We start from the raw sequence: 17,437 nt of genomic DNA on the forward strand, positions 1-17,437 counted from the left end.
CGAGTGGAGTTGATGGTATGCCCGGGTCGCACAGGCTCTACCCTGGTTATCGGTATTTCCGTCAGCCAAGTAGATAGCGACCACAGTGACCGAGTCTCCGCAGTCCCCCGATTCACCAGCCGACGCAACTCCGCAGCACCGCTACACCGCGGAGCTCGCCGGCCAGATCGAGCAGCACTGGCAGGACCGCTGGAGTGAGGACGGCACGTTCAACGCGCCCAATCCGGTCGGTCCGCTCTCCTCGCCCGACGGTGTTCCCGCCGACAAGCTCTTCGTTCAGGACATGTTCCCGTACCCCTCGGGTTCGGGCCTGCACGTCGGTCACCCGCTCGGATACATCGCTACGGACGTCTTCGCACGCTTCCATCGCATGCAGGGGCGCAATGTCCTGCACACCCTCGGCTACGACGCGTTCGGTCTCCCCGCCGAGCAGTACGCCGTGCAGACGGGTACCCACCCGCGGACGACCACCGAGTCCAACATCGCCAACATGAAGCGCCAGCTGCGACGCCTGGGTCTGGGGCACGACGAGCGTCGTAGCCTCGCGACGACGGACGTCGACTTCTACCACTGGACGCAGTGGATCTTCCTGCAGATCCACGGCGCCTGGTACGACAAGGCTGCAGGCAAGGCCCGTCGTATCGCGGAGCTGGAAGCCGAGTTCGATTCCGGTGAGCGCGCTCTGGAAGACGGACGCGAGTGGGCGTCGCTGACAGTCGCCGAGAAGGCAAAGGTCGTCGACTCGTACCGCCTTGTCTACCAGTCGGATTCGATGGTCAACTGGTGCCCCGGTTTGGGCACCGTGCTGGCCAACGAGGAAGTCACCGCCGACGGTCGTAGTGACCGCGGAAACTTCCCCGTGTTCCGTAAGCACCTCCAGCAGTGGATGATGCGCATCACCGCGTACTCCGATCGCCTGGTCGACGATCTCGAGTACCTGGATTGGCCGGACAAGGTCAAGGCTATGCAGCGCAACTGGATCGGACGCTCCTACGGCGCCGAAGTTACTTTTGCCGCAGGCGAGTACGGCGTCGATGTGTTCACGACGCGCCCCGACACGCTGTTCGGCGCCACCTATGTGACGCTGGCTCCTGAGCACGACTTGGTGGACAAGCTCGTCGCGGACGAGTGGCCCGACGGTGTCGACGCACGCTGGACTGGCGGTGCCACGACTCCGGCGGAAGCTGTTGCTGCATACCGCAAGTCGATTGCCGCCAAGACCGACCTGGAGCGTCAGGAAAACAAGGAGAAGACGGGCGTCTTCCTCGGTTCCTACGCCGTCAATCCGGTCAACGGCCACAAGGTCCCGATCTTCATCGCCGACTACGTGCTGACGGGCTACGGCACCGGCGCGATCATGGCAGTTCCGGGACACGATCACCGTGACTGGGAGTTCGCGAACGCGTTCGGACTGGAAATTCTCGAAGTTATTGCCGGTGGCGATGTTTCGGAGGCTGCGTACTCCGGTGACGGCCCGTTGGTGAACTCCGACTACCTCGACGGTTTGGACGTAGCCGAGGCCAAGGCGACCGTCATCAGCCGCCTCGAGGAGAGCGGCCAGGGCAAGGGCACTATCCAGTACAAGCTGCGCGACTGGCTCTTCGCGCGTCAGCGTTACTGGGGCGAGCCTTTCCCGATCGTCTACGACGCGGACGGCAACGCACACGCCCTGCCGGATTCGGCTCTGCCCGTTGTGCTTCCGGAGGTCGAGGACTACGCACCGGTGTCCTTCGATCCGGACGACGCCAACTCCGAGCCCTCTCCCCCGCTGAACAAGGCGACCGACTGGGTCAACGTCGAGCTCGATCTCGGCGACGGTCTGCAGACCTACCACCGCGACACCAACGTCATGCCGCAGTGGGCAGGTAGCTCGTGGTACCAGCTGCGCTACATCGATCCCACCAACCAGGACGCCTTCTGCGATCCGCAGAACGAGGCGTACTGGACGGGTCCGCGTCCGGAACTGCACGGCCCCAACGATCCCGGTGGAGTCGACCTGTACGTCGGCGGCGTCGAGCATGCGGTGCTGCACCTGCTGTACTCGCGCTTCTGGCACAAGGTTCTGTTCGACCTGGGCTACGTGTCCTCGAGCGAGCCGTACCGTCGCCTCTACAACCAGGGCTACATCCAGGCATTCGCGTACACCGATGCCCGCGGCGTCTACGTGCCGGCAGAAGAGGTCGTCGAGCGTGACGGCAAGTTCTTCTTCGAGGGCGCCGAGGTCAACCGCGAGTACGGCAAGATGGGCAAGAGCCTCAAGAATGCCGTTGCGCCGGACGAGATCTGCGCCGAGTTCGGTGCAGACACCTTGCGTGTGTACGAGATGTCGATGGGCCCGCTGGACACCTCGCGTCCGTGGGCGACCAAGGATGTCGTCGGCGCTGCGCGATTCCTGCAGCGAGTGTGGCGCGTCGTCATCGACGAGGAGACCGGCAAGCCCCGTGTCACCGACGAAGCGCCCGGTGAGGAAACGCTGCGTGCGCTCAACAAGGCGATTTCCGGTGTCATCGAGGATTACACCGCGCTGCGCGACAACACGGCCGCTGCGAAGCTGATCGAGTACAACAACCACCTCACCAAGGCGTTCCCGGGTGGCGCGCCCCGTGCTGCCGTCGAGCCGTTGGTGCTGATGCTCGCTCCCCTGGCGCCGCACCTCGCGGAAGAGCTGTGGTCGCGTCTTGGACACGCGGAATCTCTTGCACACGGCCCCTTCCCCGCTGTCGAGGAGAAGTGGCTTGTCGAGGACACCGTCGAGTACCCGATCCAGGTCAACGGCAAGGTTCGTAGCCGCATCAGCGTGCCGGCGGATGCCGATCGCAAGGCTGTCGAGGAGATCGCCCTGGCCGACGAGAAGATCGTCGCTCTGCTCGAGGGCAACGCACCGCGCAAGGTGATCGTTGTGCCGGGCAAGATGGTGAACATAGTTCTGTAGGCGCTTCGCGCACGTGCGCCGTTTTGGTAGTTACCGCTACCGAAACGGCGCACAGTCGTATCTGGGGCTGTATCCGGGGTGCCAATCAGTCGTTGTCCTGATTGTCCCGCTCCGCGGAACATTCTGTAGCGCGCGTTCGACGCGAGGGCTGTGATGCAGGTAACACGTTGCCGAGAACGGTAGCTGTCGTTCCACTGCACTTCCCCGCAAGGCCCCGGCCGACGGTATTCGGCAGGGGGTCAATCGAATTCGCAGGTGTCCCGAAAGGATTCTTCAGCCATGGCGTCTCATGTCCACAGCGACGGTTCGTCTCCCAGTCTGCCCGAATCGACGTCGATACCGGAGCGGTGGACTCCGCGACTGGTGTTCTCGCTGGCGTCGATCGTTCTTCTTCTCGAAATGCTCGCGGTGAGCTACATGATGATTTCCACGGCGCTGCCCGCCATCTCGGTGCATTATCAAACAACGCAGGGCGCTTGGCTGCTCACGTCGTTCCTGCTGCTGGGGGCGGTCGCGTCTCCGCTGCTCGGCAAGCTCGCAGATATGTACGGCAAACGAAAAGTCCTGCTCTTTGCGGTCGCCGGCGCGGCGGTCGGTTCCTTCATTTCGGCGATTGCGCCGAGCTATGCAGTCTTGATTCTGGGCCGGTCCCTGACTGGTCTGCTCGTTCCCTGCCTCTTCCTGAGCTACTCCCTCATTCGAGATGTCTTTCCGCCGAAAACCGTTGCGCTGGCTGTCAGTATTGCAACCTCCGGCATGGGCCTGATCGCTATTCCGGCGCCGTTCCTCACCGGTTGGTTGATCGACAACCACGGGTTCCGGAGCATCTTCTGGTTCTTCGTCATCGGTTTGGTTTTGCTCGGCGGCATGATCTTCGCTTCGACGGCGGAATCAGCTGTACGACTGCGTTCTTCGCTGGACCTGATCGGTGCGGTACTACTCGGATCGGGCATCGCCGGAATTCTGATCGGCGTCAGCTTCGGACCGACCTGGGGCTGGAAGAACGGTTCGACGCTGGCCTATCTGATCGGTGGCGTCGCACTGCTGGCGGCGTGGGTTGCCTCTGCCCGAGCCATCCGTGAGCCCTTGATCGACCTGCGCTACTTCGGCAAGCGTTCGGTGATGCTCACCGCCGTCGGTGCCGGGTTCTGCTACGGCGCGTCGGGAGTCTTCACGATTTTGCTGCCGATGATGGTGATGACGCCAGCAGTTCTCGGCCTGGGATACGGATTCGGCGTGACAGCAGAGGGATTCGCGATCTTCCAGGCGCCCCTTGGCGGCATGGTGGTGGTCGGCGGCTTGATCGTGGGCTTCCTGGTCGGCCGCAACATTCGACCCCGTCTGCTGATGATCATCGGAATGATACTCATGGCAGTCGGATTCACCTTGACGGCCACCATTCACGACAACAAGCCGCTGCTCATCATCTTTGCCGGAATCTTCGGTGTCGGTATGGGTATGGGTTACGCCTCCATTCCGAACCTGCTCATCGAGGCAGTGCCGCCGCAGTTGCAGGCAACCACGGCGAGCATGGTCGCGGTCTTCCAGAGCATCTTCCCCGCAGTGCTTCCCGTCATCGCCTTCACGGTCTTGAACTCGCACATCGCGATGGCGATGGAGGGCGCTGTGTTCTACACCGACGAGGGCATGCGTATCGCGTTCCTGATCGGTGCTGCTGCAGCAGTTCTCGGTGCGATCGCAGCTGTATTCCTGCCGCGAAACATCGTCCAGATCGGCGCAGAAGACGGCGCGGCGCAGGAGACGTCCCTTCTCCCTGCTCACTGATCGGAAATGCTGCGCGTGTAGATCCGGGCTGACAGGATTGGGTGTACTGAGGAAAGGACGCCCATGACATTCGCGGATCTGGACGGCGATGAACTGTGGAGTTATCTGCAGGAGCGTTCAGGATTGCCCGGCCCGCGCGCGAACCTTCCTGCAGGCGGTGGAGTCCGAAGACGAATACATCCGCTGCTGTGGGATCGTCGGGCTCGGATTCATTCTTGTTCGTTCGCGCGACGAGGCTGCTCTGGACAGTCTGACGGAGGCGACCACCAGTGCTTCGTGGCGTGCACGTGAAGCTGCCGCGATGGCCGTTCAAGCGATAGGCGACACGGATCCGGAATTGTTCCGGGCGATCATCGAGCAGTGGGCGCGCTCCACCCATCCATTGACGCTGCGCGCAGCGGCTGCCGGGATCTGCGAGCCACGGTTGCTGAAGGACAGGACCAACGCTGCGCTGGCCGTCCAGGTGTGCCGAGACGCTACCGAGTGGATCGTCTCGCAACCAGCTGATGCCCGTCGTGACGCCGACACACGTACTCTCCGGCAGGCGCTCGGATACTGCTGGAGCGTCGCGGTCGCGGCTGATCCGGAGAATGCCCTGCCGGCATTCGTCTCCCTGGAGGCGTCGGATGACGCCGATGTCGTCTGGATCGTCCGGGAGAACCGGAAGAAGGCTCGCCTGCGCAAGGTGCTCGAAACCTGACCCGTGGACCAGAGACGTAGGTTATCCTCAGAATTAGAACCTGTTCTAACTACGAGGGGTAGACCATGGCACCGTCCGCAGAGGTAATCCGCAAGACCGTCGACGCCTACATCGAGACAGTTGCCACGGGCACTGCCGCCCAGGTTGTGGCCCTGTATGCCGAGGGTGCAACCGTTGAAGACCCGGTTGGTACCGACGTTCGCACCACCCGCGAGTCCATTCTCGAGTTCTACTCCGTGATCGAGAATTTCGACCAGGAAGCTCACCTTCAGACCCTCCGCATCGCCGGAAACGAAGCGGCATTCCACTTCTCGCTGATCACCAAGCTCGGCGAGCAGACCCTGACCATCGCACCCATCGACGTCATGACCTTCGACGACGACGGAAAGATCCTGTCGATGCGTGCATTCTGGAACCAGGAAGACATGATCACCGCCTGACATGACGGTCAAGACGATCGATGTCGACGGATTCCGTTGGCAGATTGACGATTCCGGTTCTGGGGCAGCTGTGGTTATGTGTCACGGCTTTCCCGGCCTCGGGTACAGCTATCGGCATCAGTCGGCAGCGTTGACGGAAGCGGGTTTTCGGGCGATCGCACTCGACATGCCCGGTTACGGCGGCACTACCCGCCCCGAAGTGGTCGAGGACTACACCAACGATGCCGTCGCGAACCGGCTGATCGATCTACTCGACGCTCTCGGAATCGACAAAGCGGTGTTCGTCGGCCACGATTTCGGCGCGCCCGTCGCGTGGACCACCGCTCTGCGCCATCCCGATCGTGTTGCGGGGCTTGTCTCGTTGGCGGTCCCCTATGCGCCCGACAGGTTTCCCGCAAAACCCTCGACCATCTACGCCGCGATGGCGCGCAAGCATTTTCTGCACATTCACTATTTCCAGGAACCGGGTGTCGCGGAGCGCGAACTCGACGCCCGTCCACGTGAGTTCCTTCAACGGCTTTTCCATGCCCTCTCCGGGGCTTACCGGTACCTCGACGTCTGGAAGAACCCGGCCGAAGGAAACGGCTACCTCGACGTACTGCCCGAGGCGCCTGCATTGCCGTGGTCGTGGCTCACCGAGGACGATCTGGATGTTTATGTAAAGACCTTTACTGCAACGGGTTTCACAGGTGGTTTGAACTGGTACCGGGCGTACGACGCCAATTGGGAACGCAGTGCGGATTTGGACGGCGCGCACGTGAACGTCCCGACGCTCTTCGTCGCGGGCGCCGAGGATCCGGTCATCGCGATGAGCGGCCCCAAGGCATTGGACCGCATGAAGGACACCGTCCCCGACCTGCGGGGTGTGCACCTTCTCGGCGGCGCGGGGCACTTCGTACAGCAGGAACGTGCTTCCGAGGTCAATGAACTTTTGATCTCTTTCCTTCGGTCGCTCTAGGCGAAATCGGGCCGAAGGTCTAGCGTTGCGCAGATGCGCACCAGGATCTTCGATCGCGGTATTCGGGTAGGTATCACCGGTGCTCTTGTTGCCGGTTCGCTTCTGGCTCTGGGTGTGTCCGGTGCCGCGGCCGCGCCGCCCTGCCCTGGATCGTCCCCCGCAATCCTCAGCGCCCAGATTCCGGGCGCAGCCCTCGAGGGTGTCACCGTGGACGGGCAGGGTCGCCTGTACACGACAGACCTGGTGAGTGGTCGAATCTTCCGCGTCGACGCGCCTGGTCAGGCCGCAGTTCCGATCGCGACGGTTCCCGGCGGTGCGGGCGCACTCGCGTGGAGCCCGGACGGTTCACTGCTGGTGGGAACCGGAGCAAACGCCGGCGTGCTGATCGGCGATCTGACGCGTGCTGCGTCGGTCGCGCGGGTGGACGTGAACTCGGGTGCCGTGACGCCGATCGCCGGTGGTCTGAGCGCTGCAAACGGCCTCGCCGTCGCGCACGACGGAACGATCTATGCCACCAACGATTTCGGTTCGTTGATCGGTAAGGTCAGTCCAGGCGGTGCCGTCGACCCGGCGTGGGCGACTTTCCCGAGTGCGAACGGCGCAGCCCTGAGCGCTGATAATCGCTGGCTCTACGTCTCGCGCACGTTCGCAAACCCGGGTGTCAGCCGCATCTCCGTCGACAATCCAGGGTATTCGGAATCGTTGGTCGATCTCGGTGGTCTCGAAACCTTCTCTGCCCCAGATGGTTTGACCCTGGACTCGCGAGATCGCGCAATCGTTCCCACGGACATCAGTGGTGAGGTGTGGCGGATCGACGGACCCGGCCAGTACTGCTCGCTCACCAGCGGACTGCAGGCGTCGAGTGTGTTGACCTATGGGCGCGGCAATTCCGGATTCGCGAGCGGGCATCTCTACCGCGCTGGGTTCGACGGAAAGATCTTCGAGATTCCGGCTGGCTTCGATGCGGGTGCCCAGGCCGCGACACCGTAACGCGACACCTTCACTCGTCTTACCCACTACTGATGCCGGGACTGCCGGAATCGTCCATACTGGTCTGCATGGCGGAAACGAGTGAGATCGACGAGGCCGAAGTGGCCCTTCCCGCGATACCGCAGCCGTTGCTGACCCCGCTCACCGAAGCTGCGATCTTCCTGGTTTTCACCATCGACGAGGGTGGTGAGCAGGCAGTTCACGACGTTCTGGCCGATATTTCCGGACTGCAACGCTCGATCGGATTCCGGGTTCCCGCCGGTGGCTTGGCCGCCGTCGTCGGCATCGGTTCGGATGCGTGGGACCGTCTGTTCGAGGGTCCACGGCCGGCAGAATTGCATCCTTTTGTCGAGTTGACCGGTGACAAACACCACGCTCCCCGCACACCGGGCGATCTGTTGTTCCACATCCGGGCCCGTCAGATGGACCTGTGCTTCGAGTTCGCCACGGTTGTGACCAACAGGTTGGCCGGCGCCGCGTCGGTGATCGACGAGGTCCACGGGTTCAAGTATTTCGAGCAACGCGACCTCATGGGTTTTGTCGACGGCACCGAGAATCCGTCCGGGCAGGCCGCCTACGTTGCGGTCACCGTCGGTGACGAGGATCCGGACTTCGCAGGCAGCAGTTACGTCATCGTCCAGAAGTACCTCCACGACATGTCGGAGTGGAACTCACTGCCCGTCGAGGAGCAGGAGAACGTCATCGGACGCTCCAAGCTCGAAGATCTCGAGATGGACGACGACACCAAACCGGCAAACTCACACACCGCACTCACCGTCATCGAAGACGAATCCGGTGAGCAGATCCAGATTCTGCGCGACAACATGCCGTTCGGCCACGTCGGCTCCGCTGAGATGGGTACCTATTTCATCGGTTACTCGGCGTCGCCGACGGTCACCGAGCAGATGCTGACCAACATGTTCATCGGGAATCCCGTCGGCAATTACGACCGCATTCTCGATTTCTCCACCGCCGTCACCGGAATCAATTTCTTCGTTCCGACGGCGGACTTTCTCGACGACCCCCCGGACGCGCCGACCAGGCTCGTTCCCGAAGCGACGTTCACAGCGCCCATCTCTGACGGTTCTCTCGGAATCGGCAGCCTCAAAAGGAGTGCCCAGCAATGACAAACCTGCACCGCGACCTAGCACCCATTTCGGCAGCAGCCTGGGCCGAGATCGAAGAAGAGGCGAGCCGTACCTTCAAGCGCCACGTCGCCGGTCGTCGTGTGGTGGACGTGGAGGGCCCGTCAGGTGACGATCTTGCGGCCATCCCGCTCGGACATCAGGTGCCGATCAATCCCTTGGCCGACGGCGTCATCGCACACGCTCGTCAGTCGCAGCCGGTCATCGAACTGCGGGTCCCGTTCACCGTCAGCCGTCAGGCCATCGACGACGTCGAACGCGGCGCCAAGGACTCCGACTGGCAGCCGGTCAAGGATGCCGCCAAGCAGATCGCGTTCGCCGAGGACCGCGCCATCTTCGAGGGATACCCCGCAGCCAGCATCACCGGCGTGCGGGCGAGCGGTTCCAACCCGGAATTGAAGCTCCCCATCGACGCCAAGGACTACCCGGAGGCCATCAGCCAGGCGATCACGTCGCTGCGCCTGGCCGGTGTCAACGGACCGTACTCATTGCTCCTGAACGCCGACGCGTTCACCGCGATCAACGAGACCTCCGATCACGGCTACCCCATCCGCGAGCACCTGCGACGCGTTCTCGACGGCGAGATCATCTGGGCCCCGGCCATCGACGGCGCTTTCCTGCTGTCGACGCGTGGTGGTGACTACGAACTGCATCTGGGCCAGGACCTGTCCATCGGTTACCTCTCGCACGATGCGAACTCCGTCGAGCTGTACTTCCAGGAATCGATGACGTTCCTCATGTACACCAGCGAAGCCGTTGTCTCACTTGCGTAAGAGCCTTCGAAACCTCTGATGCCAGGGCGAGCGAGGCAGTTCGCCGATGTCCTGGAGGTGGGCGACAAAAGCCTGGGCGTCCGCGTGCGAAGACGTCTTCGGCCGTCCGTCGGCCCACGCTGTGAACAACCGAAGATAGCGATCGCCGAGAGTGTGGCGCACGACCGGAAGGTGGTGCGCCACTTCTCCTGCGCGCTTTCGGAGCAGTGCCGTCGAGACAACGGCAGCATCGTCTTTGTCGAAGCCTTCGGGTAGTTCGCCGCCTGCCACCAGAGCGCGAATAAGCGCTTCTTGACGCTCACCGAGCGTGCTCATGTGCGTGACCAATCGGTGCCCGCGGTGATGCGATCCAGACCCGCTGCGTCGGCGATGGCATCGAGCTCGTCGAGCAATTCCAGTGCCGGCGGATAGTTTCCGTCGCGCTCGAGCATGATCGCGGGATGGTGACCGGCGGCGGTGAACTGCGCAAGGAGTTCCAGCACGGCTTCGGGCACAGGATCGGTATGCGTGTCGTGGTATTTGCCGTCGCTGATGCTGCCACCGGCGATGTGGCAGTATGCGATTCGCTCGAGTGGTAGCCGGATCAGCTCGGCCCAGGGATCACGCCCTCGGTTGAGGGCATTGGCATAGACGTTCGCGATGTCGAGAACCAGCAGAGCCCCGGTGCGTTCGACGATCTCCGAGAGAAACTCCCCTTCGGTCAACTCGTCGTCGGGCCAGTCGAAAAGGGCGGCAACGTTTTCGACGGCAAACGGCACCGGTAGACCGTCCTGAGTGCGGGTGATGTTGCGTACCAAGACATCGATCGCTTCGTAGGTGCGTGGCAGTGGGAGCAGGTGCCCGGCCTCTATGCCGCCCGCCCGCACGAATGCAATGTGCTCACTCGCCAAGGGGGCGTCCAGTAGCTGGGCTGCATGCGCAAGGTGATCGATCCGTGCCTGATCTACCGCCTCGGCCCCGCCAAGGGAGAGCGAGATTCCGTGCGGGACCACCGGAACTCCCAGCGAACCGAGGTGCGGCGGTATCTCGGTTCCGATGGATTCGGCAATGACTTCGCAGAATGCCAGGCCGTCTAGCTGCGCGATGATTCCGGATACCTCGGGACGCCAACCGATTCCCAGGCCGTACAGGGTCATTCGAGTCACCTCCCATGTGCAACTGCTAACGGCGACTATAGACGGATCAGCCGGGCAACCAGTTGGGTCCCGGACCGTTGCCTTCTTCGAAGATCAGCCACGTTTTGGTCGAGAGAACCCCGTCGAGTCCCTGGAGTTCTTCGAGAACGGTGTGGCGTAGTTCCTGGTTGTCCGGGGCTCGAACCAGCACCAGAACGTCGAAGTCGCCGCCGAGGAGGGAGAAGTGCTCGACAAACGGCAGTGCCTTCAACGACGCAGCCAGACCTCGCCACGAGTGCTGCCTGATCGAGAGCGCCACGTACGCCGAGGAGCCGAGTCCGGCCTTCTCATGGGCGATCCGCGTCGTGAATCCGGTGATGATTCCAGCGTCCTCGAGCCTTTCGATGCGGACGTAGGCGTGAGCGCGAGATATGTGCGCCTTCTCGGCCAGTGCACGCATGGAGATGCGACTGTCTGCGACCAGTTCGGCGATGATGCGGCGGTCGATCGCATCGAGAGCGTGCGGTTCGGTGGCCATCTGTCCATTCCTGCTTCGGTAGTCGAGTCGGTTGATGGACATATTGCTGCCCGAATCCTCATGATAGGCCGTTTGTCTTGAATCTTCGACGCCTTCTGCCATTACGTCGCCGAAGTGCGAATACTGATGGACACAACGTCTTCTGGAGGTAGAAGTGACTCTTGTCGAGCCCTTGGGGGAACTGCGGTATCAAAAGTTCCTGCCGGCCGATTCCGCGGTGCAGTACCTCGACCCTGCTGGAGAACTGACGCGCAGCGAGGCCCGCTACGCAAAACCGAGCGACGATCGCCTGATCGAGATGTATCGAAAGATGTTCCTGGGCAGACGTTTCGACCAGCAGGCGACGGCGCTGACCAAACAGGGGCGCTTGGCCGTGTATCCGTCCTCGCGAGGGCAGGAGGCATGCCAGATCGCGGCAGCGATGAGTCTGGAGCCGAGTGACTGGCTCTTCCCCACCTATCGGGATTCGATGGCGTTGGCTGCTCGGGGTGTCGATCCGGTGCAGATTCTGAGCATGCTTGCCGGCGACTGGCACTGCGGGTACGACCCGGTAGCGCTGTGCAGTGCGCCGCAGTGCACCCCGCTGGCAACGCAATTGCTGCATGCAGCGGGGGTGGCCTACGGGGAGTCCCGACGGGGCCTGAACACCGTCGCGCTGGCGCTCTGCGGCGACGGGGCCACCAGTGAGGGTGATTTCCACGAAGCGCTGAACTTCGCCGCCGTCTTCAAGGCGCCGGTCGTCTTTCTGGTGCAGAACAACGGATTTGCGATCAGCGTGCCGTTGTCACGTCAAAGCGCAGCACCGACGTTAGCGCACAAGGGTGTCGGCTACGGGATCGGCAGCGAGCAGGTCGACGGCAACGATCCTGTTGCGATGATGGCCGTCATGGACGAGGCGGCGCGCTTCGTCCGCAGCGGAAACGGGCCGGTGATCGTCGAGGCACACACCTATCGCATCGACGCACACACCAACGCCGACGACGCCACCCGCTACCGCGACAGCGCCGAGGTGGAAAGCTGGCTAGGGCGAGACCCGTTGCCGCGTCTCGAAAAGTATCTGCGCGCACACGATCTGATCGACGACGCGTTCGTGGAATCACTGACCGCAGAGGCAGAAACCGAGGCCGCCACACTTCGCGCCGGCATGAACGTCGACCGCCCGCACGATCCGCTCGATCTGTTCCGGTACGTCTTCGCCGAGCAGACACCGCAATTGCGTGAGCAACAAGCCCAACTCGAAACCGAACTTGCCGCCGAAGCCGCTGACACAGGGGGACACTGACCATGCCCATGCTCACGATGGCTCAGGCCCTCAACACTGCGCTACGGGACTCTCTGGCTGCGGACGACAACGTTGTCGTCTTCGGTGAGGACGTCGGCACCCTGGGCGGCGTTTTCCGCGTCACCGACGGCCTCACCCGCGACTTCGGCGACGACCGATGCTTCGACACTCCCCTCGCCGAGTCCGGCATCATCGGATTCGCAATCGGCATGGCCATGGCTGGTTTTCGTCCGGTCGTGGAAATGCAGTTCGACGCGTTTGCCTATCCGGCATTCGAGCAGATCGCCTCCCACGTCGCAAAGTTCCGCAACCGTACCAAGGGTGCACTGTCGATTCCGATAGTCATCCGTGTTCCTTTTGCCGGCGGTATCGGCGGGGTGGAGCATCACTGTGATTCCAGCGAGGGCTACTACGCACACACGCCCGGCCTGAAGGTCGTGGCGCCATCCACGGTGGAAGATGCGTACTCACTGCTACGTTCGGCGATCGAGGACCCCGACCCGGTGATCTTCCTCGAACCCAAGAAGCTGTACTTCTCGCGAGCCGATGTCGAACTGACCGCACGGGAGCCGATCGGGCGCGCCGTCGTCCGGCGCCCCGGTCGTGACGCGACGCTCGTTGCCTACGGTCCGTCCGTGGAGGTTGCACTGAAGTCCGCCGAGGCTGCTGCGGCCGAGGGCCGCGACATCGAGGTGATCGACATCCGGTCGATAGTGCCGTTCGACGACGAGACGGTCACCGCGTCGGTGCGAAAGACCGGACGCTGCATCGTCATCCAGGAAGCGCAGGGCTTTGCCGGTGTTGGTGCGGAAATTGCTGCTCGCGTGCAGGAGCGATGCTTCCACCATCTCCACGCTCCGGTGCTCAGGGTCAGCGGATTCGACATCCCCTACCCCGCGCCGAAGCTCGAGCGTCACCACCTGCCCAGCGTCGACCGTGTCCTGGACGCCGTCGACCGTCTGCAGTGGAACGACGCCCCGGACACCCGTTGGGCGGTGACGGCATGAGCAATCAGGTATTCATGCTCCCCGACCTGGGTGAAGGTCTGGCCGAGGCCGATATTGCGGAGTGGCACGTCAAGGTTGGCGACGTGGTCACCATCGATCAGATCGTCGTCGAGGTCGAGACCGCGAAAGCTGCTGTGGACGTGCCTATCCCGTTCGCCGGGACCGTCGTCGAATTACATGGCAAGGACGGCGACACCTTGAAGGTGGGCACGCCGTTGATCACTGTGAGTGGTGGCGGCAGTGTCGACGCGGTCGTTTCGGCCAACCACGAGCGTTACCGTGAAGAGGAACGCGCGGGTTCGGGCAATGTCCTGATCGGCTACGGCACCAGTGAGGATGCACCGAGACGCCGACGTCGGACTCCTTCGGCGGTACGCGTGATCTCACCAATCGTTCGTAAACTGGCCTTTGACAACGATATCGACCTCTCCTTGCTCTCCGGATCCGGTGCCGGCGGGGTGATAACGCGCGCTGACGTCGAGGCCGGGTCGAACACCGGCCCGGAGACGGAAACGTCGCACGTGAGCGACCAACGCATCCCGATCAAGGGGCTTCGCAAGGTGGTGGCCGACAAGCTGTCCACCAGCCGCCGTGAGATCCCTGACGCGACAACCTGGGTCGACGTCGACGCCACCGAACTGTTGGCGGCGCGAGCCGAGATCAACAAGTCACTGCCCGATTCCGACAAGATCAGCCTGATGGCGCTCCTGGCTCGGCTGACCATCGCGGCGTTGGCGCAGTACCCCGAACTGAACTCGTCGGTCGATACTGCTCGAGGCGAGATCGTTCGACACGCCCGCATCCACCTGGGAATTGCCGCACAGACACCGAAGGGATTGATGGTACCGGTCATTCGAAATGCGGACGCCCTGAGCACCGTCGAACTCGCACAAGCACTTCGGGTGACCACCGACCTTGCGCGCGACGGCAAACTCGAACCCGCCCGCCTGACCGGCGGCACGTTCACGCTCAACAACTACGGGGTATTCGGGGTTGACGGATCGACTCCGATCATCAATCACCCCGAGGCGGCAATTCTGGGGATCGGGCGCATCATCGACAAGCCGTGGGTGGTGAACGGCGAGTTGACCGTCCGTAAGGTCACTCAGATCTCGTTGAGCTTCGACCACCGCGTCTGTGACGGAGGCGAAGCCGGCGGATTCCTGAGGCTGTTCGGTGACTACATCGAGAACCCGATCCGCGTCCTGGGAAGGCTCTGATGACCAAGCCTCCGATGACCAAGGCTCCGATGACAACTGCAGAACAGCACATTGATGTCGTGATCCTCGGTGGAGGATCGGGCGGCTATGCCTGCGCCATCCGCGCCGCCCAACTCGGATTGTCGGTCACGCTGATCGAGGCGGACAAGGTCGGCGGAACGTGCCTGCACCGCGGATGCATCCCGACCAAGGCGCTGCTGCATTCCGCCGAGGTCGCCGACTCGGCACGCACCAGTGAGCAATTCGGAGTCCGAGCATCTTTTGACGGCATCGACATCGCACAGGTGCACGACTACAAGAACGGAACAGTCGAGCGGCTGTACAGCGGGCTGCAAGGTTTGTTGGCGCAACACAAGATCACTATCGTCAACGGATACGGAACGTACGTCGGTGGGCGAAGCATCGACGTCGACGGAACCCGCTATACCGGAACATCACTCGTTCTGGCCACAGGTTCGTATCCGCGGGAACTGCCCGGCATAGAACTCGGCCGCCGGATCCTCACCAGTGACCAGGCGCTCGAACTCGATCGGGTGCCCACCAGCGCGACAGTGCTCGGTGGCGGTGTCATCGGCGTCGAGTTCGCGAGCCTCTGGCGCTCGTTCGGCGCCGAAGTCACGATCGTCGAGGCACTCCCCCGACTGATCGCCGCCGAGGACCCGTGGTCGTCGAAGCAGCTGGAGCGGGCTTACCGGAAACGCGGAATCGTCTGTAAGACAGACACAAAGATCGTTTCCGCGAAAGAAGCAGCCGATTCGGTCCGCATCGAACTAGGTGACGGAACGATAGTCGATACCGACCTACTGTTGGTCGCCGTCGGCCGCGGACCCCGCACGGACGGTAACGGTTTCGAAGAAAACGGAATCAGCCTCGACAAGGGTTTTGTCGTCACCGACGAACGCCTCCGTACGTCCGTGGACGGTGTGTACGCGGTCGGCGACATCGTGCCCGGTCTTGCGTTGGCGCACCGAGGTTTCCAACAAGGAAACTTTGTGGCTGAACAGATCGCCGGGAAGGATCCGATACCGGTCGCCGAACACTTGATTCCTCGCGTGACGTACTCACATCCCGAAGTTGCATCAGTCGGACTCGGCGAAGAGGTGGCGCGCACGCAGTACGGCGACATCTCCACCGTCGTCTACGACCTGGCGGGTAACGGCAAGAGTCAGATCCTGCGAACCACCGGGGGAATCAAAGTGATTCGCAGCGGAACCAGAGGTCCCGTCGTCGGCGTCCACCTGGTAGGCGACCGGGTTGGTGAACTGATCGGTGAGGCGCAGTTGGCCGTCGCCTGGGAAGCACTTCCCGATGAGGTGGGGCGTTTCATCCACGCACACCCCAGCCAGAACGAGGCGTTGGGCGAGGCCATGCTCGCACTCGCGGGAACACCACTGCACGCGCACAGCTGAACCATGACCAGAAGAGGATCTGCAATGAGCATCGACGACGAACTGCGCTGGGACGGTGAACTGACCGTCACCCGACATGATCGGGAGACCGGCACGACCTTTGTGATCCGAATCGACTCCACCCGTTTGGGACCGGCGTCGGGTGGCACGCGGGCGGCGCATTACCCCTCGATCGGTCACGCGCTGGCGGACGCCGGGAAGTTGTCCGGCGCAATGACTTTGAAGATGGCGGTCTCCGACCTGCCGATGGGTGGCGGGAAGTCGGTGATAGCACTGCCCGCACCGCGCAATCGGATCGACTCGGCGACTTGGTCTCGTATCCTCGACATTCACGCGGAGAACATCGACAAGCTCGAGGGAAACTACTGGACCGGTCCTGACGTCAACACCAACTCTTCCGACATGGATCAGCTCAGTCGCACCACCAAGTACGTCTTCGGGCGTTCGGTCGACAACGGTGGCGCCGGTTCCAGCGCGCACGCCACGGCTCTGGGCGTGTTCGAAGCGATGAAGGCCACGGCGCGCCGTCGTGGACTCGGAACACTCGACGGCCGAAAGGTGCTGGTTCAGGGGCTCGGCGCCGTCGGCGGAGATGTTGTGCGTCTCGCGGCGCAGGCTGGGGCACGCCTGCTTGTTGCCGATACGGACCCGCAGCGCCTCGAGGCGGCTTCTCTTGCGGGGCACACGATCGTTCCTGCGGACGAGGTACTTCGAACGTCGTGTGACCTCTTTGCTCCCTGTGCGATGGGAGGCATCATCGATTCCGCTGCTGCTGCGTCGATTCCGACTCTGGCCGTGGCGGGCGCAGCAAACAACATCTTGACCGATGCCGCTGCGGGCGAGGTTCTGCGGAGCCGCGGGGTTCTCTGTGCCCCTGATTTCGTCGCGAACGCAGGCGGAGCCTTTCACCTCGTGGGGCGAGAAGTCCTGGGGTGGAACGAAGACGATGTCGTCGAACGAACCCGAGGGATCGGTCGAACTCTGGACGAGGTGTATTCGTCGAGCGAGGAACGTGGCATCACTACCGAGGCCGCAGCGCTTCTGCTCGCCCGGACGCGGCTATCCCCCGCATCCACCACCGCCGCCGCCACATCCACCACCGCCGCTGCAGCTGCCGCCTCCCCCGTCTGAACCGCCACCGTC

General features: G+C 62.8%; 16 protein-coding genes. 13 read left to right on the forward strand and 3 right to left on the reverse strand.

The annotated features are described in order from the left end of the window. Positions 1-85: 85 nt before the first annotated feature. From leuS to AC1DWA_RS07945, 8 genes are all read left to right on the forward strand, one after another. Positions 86-2,932 (forward strand): leucine--tRNA ligase, encoded by a 2,847-nt coding sequence (gene leuS, locus AC1DWA_RS07910; RefSeq protein ID WP_477846536.1) that lies wholly within the window; start codon positions 86-88, stop codon positions 2,930-2,932. A gap of 279 nt (positions 2,933-3,211) precedes the next feature. Further along, entirely contained in the window at positions 3,212-4,717 is a 1,506-nt protein-coding gene (locus AC1DWA_RS07915; protein ID WP_029256798.1) for an MFS transporter, read from the forward strand. Positions 4,718-4,805: 88 nt separating this feature from the next. Then, a complete protein-coding gene (locus tag AC1DWA_RS07920; protein WP_477916566.1) occupies positions 4,806-5,417 on the forward strand; it encodes a HEAT repeat domain-containing protein in 612 nt (203 codons plus the stop codon). A gap of 65 nt (positions 5,418-5,482) precedes the next feature. Then, on the forward strand, positions 5,483-5,857 hold the full coding sequence (locus AC1DWA_RS07925; protein WP_003942502.1) for a nuclear transport factor 2 family protein: 375 nt from the start codon (positions 5,483-5,485) through the stop codon (positions 5,855-5,857). A 1-nt stretch (position 5,858) separates the two neighbouring features. Continuing rightward, positions 5,859-6,815: an alpha/beta fold hydrolase gene (locus AC1DWA_RS07930; RefSeq protein WP_020971458.1), complete on the forward strand. Its 957-nt coding sequence runs from the start codon at positions 5,859-5,861 to the stop codon at positions 6,813-6,815. Between the two features lie 33 nt (positions 6,816-6,848). Beyond that, complete coding sequence (locus tag AC1DWA_RS07935; RefSeq protein WP_020971457.1) at positions 6,849-7,805, forward strand: SMP-30/gluconolactonase/LRE family protein; 957 nt, start codon at positions 6,849-6,851, stop codon at positions 7,803-7,805. A gap of 68 nt (positions 7,806-7,873) precedes the next feature. After that, positions 7,874-8,932: a Dyp-type peroxidase gene (locus tag AC1DWA_RS07940; RefSeq protein WP_044480584.1), complete on the forward strand. Its 1,059-nt coding sequence runs from the start codon at positions 7,874-7,876 to the stop codon at positions 8,930-8,932. Further along, the gene (locus AC1DWA_RS07945; protein WP_020909834.1) at positions 8,929-9,723 is read left to right on the forward strand and encodes a family 1 encapsulin nanocompartment shell protein; all 795 of its coding nucleotides are present in this window, start codon (positions 8,929-8,931) and stop codon (positions 9,721-9,723) included. The genes AC1DWA_RS07940 and AC1DWA_RS07945 overlap by 4 nt, the downstream gene beginning before the upstream one ends. Here AC1DWA_RS07945 and AC1DWA_RS07950 read toward each other — a convergent pair. The 3 genes from AC1DWA_RS07950 to AC1DWA_RS07960 are packed head-to-tail and all read right to left on the reverse strand — an operon-like array spanning position 9,712 to position 11,376. Further along, the gene (locus AC1DWA_RS07950) at positions 9,712-10,038 is read right to left on the reverse strand and encodes an SCO6045 C-terminal-like domain-containing protein (RefSeq protein WP_019746170.1); all 327 of its coding nucleotides are present in this window, start codon (positions 10,036-10,038) and stop codon (positions 9,712-9,714) included. The genes AC1DWA_RS07945 and AC1DWA_RS07950 overlap by 12 nt on opposite strands. Next, on the reverse strand, positions 10,035-10,859 hold the full coding sequence (locus AC1DWA_RS07955; RefSeq protein ID WP_069146757.1) for an MbnB/TglH/ChrH family RiPP precursor modification enzyme: 825 nt from the start codon (positions 10,857-10,859) through the stop codon (positions 10,035-10,037). The genes AC1DWA_RS07950 and AC1DWA_RS07955 overlap by 4 nt, the downstream gene beginning before the upstream one ends. A 46-nt stretch (positions 10,860-10,905) precedes the next feature. Then, on the reverse strand, positions 10,906-11,376 hold the full coding sequence (locus AC1DWA_RS07960; protein ID WP_020971454.1) for an Lrp/AsnC family transcriptional regulator: 471 nt from the start codon (positions 11,374-11,376) through the stop codon (positions 10,906-10,908). A gap of 154 nt (positions 11,377-11,530) precedes the next feature. Here AC1DWA_RS07960 and pdhA point away from each other — a divergent pair, with 154 nt between their 5' ends. The 5 genes from pdhA to AC1DWA_RS07985 are packed head-to-tail and all read left to right on the forward strand — an operon-like array spanning position 11,531 to position 17,425. After that, positions 11,531-12,658, forward strand: a complete 1,128-nt coding sequence (gene pdhA / locus AC1DWA_RS07965) for a pyruvate dehydrogenase (acetyl-transferring) E1 component subunit alpha (RefSeq protein ID WP_477846538.1) — start codon at positions 11,531-11,533, stop codon at positions 12,656-12,658. 2 nt (positions 12,659-12,660) lie between these two features. Continuing rightward, the gene (locus tag AC1DWA_RS07970) at positions 12,661-13,665 is read left to right on the forward strand and encodes an alpha-ketoacid dehydrogenase subunit beta (protein ID WP_477846539.1); all 1,005 of its coding nucleotides are present in this window, start codon (positions 12,661-12,663) and stop codon (positions 13,663-13,665) included. Further along, a complete protein-coding gene (locus AC1DWA_RS07975) occupies positions 13,662-14,885 on the forward strand; it encodes a dihydrolipoamide acetyltransferase family protein (RefSeq protein WP_070384794.1) in 1,224 nt (407 codons plus the stop codon). The genes AC1DWA_RS07970 and AC1DWA_RS07975 overlap by 4 nt, the downstream gene beginning before the upstream one ends. Further along, a complete protein-coding gene (lpdA, locus tag AC1DWA_RS07980) occupies positions 14,885-16,294 on the forward strand; it encodes a dihydrolipoyl dehydrogenase (RefSeq protein WP_477846540.1) in 1,410 nt (469 codons plus the stop codon). Before AC1DWA_RS07975 ends, lpdA begins: the two co-directional genes overlap by 1 nt. A 24-nt stretch (positions 16,295-16,318) precedes the next feature. Beyond that, positions 16,319-17,425 (forward strand): Glu/Leu/Phe/Val dehydrogenase family protein, encoded by a 1,107-nt coding sequence (locus AC1DWA_RS07985; protein WP_477846541.1) that lies wholly within the window; start codon positions 16,319-16,321, stop codon positions 17,423-17,425. Positions 17,426-17,437: the final 12 nt, after the last annotated feature.

The sequence above is a fragment of the Rhodococcus sp. P4_F3_2 genome (assembly GCF_056401335.1).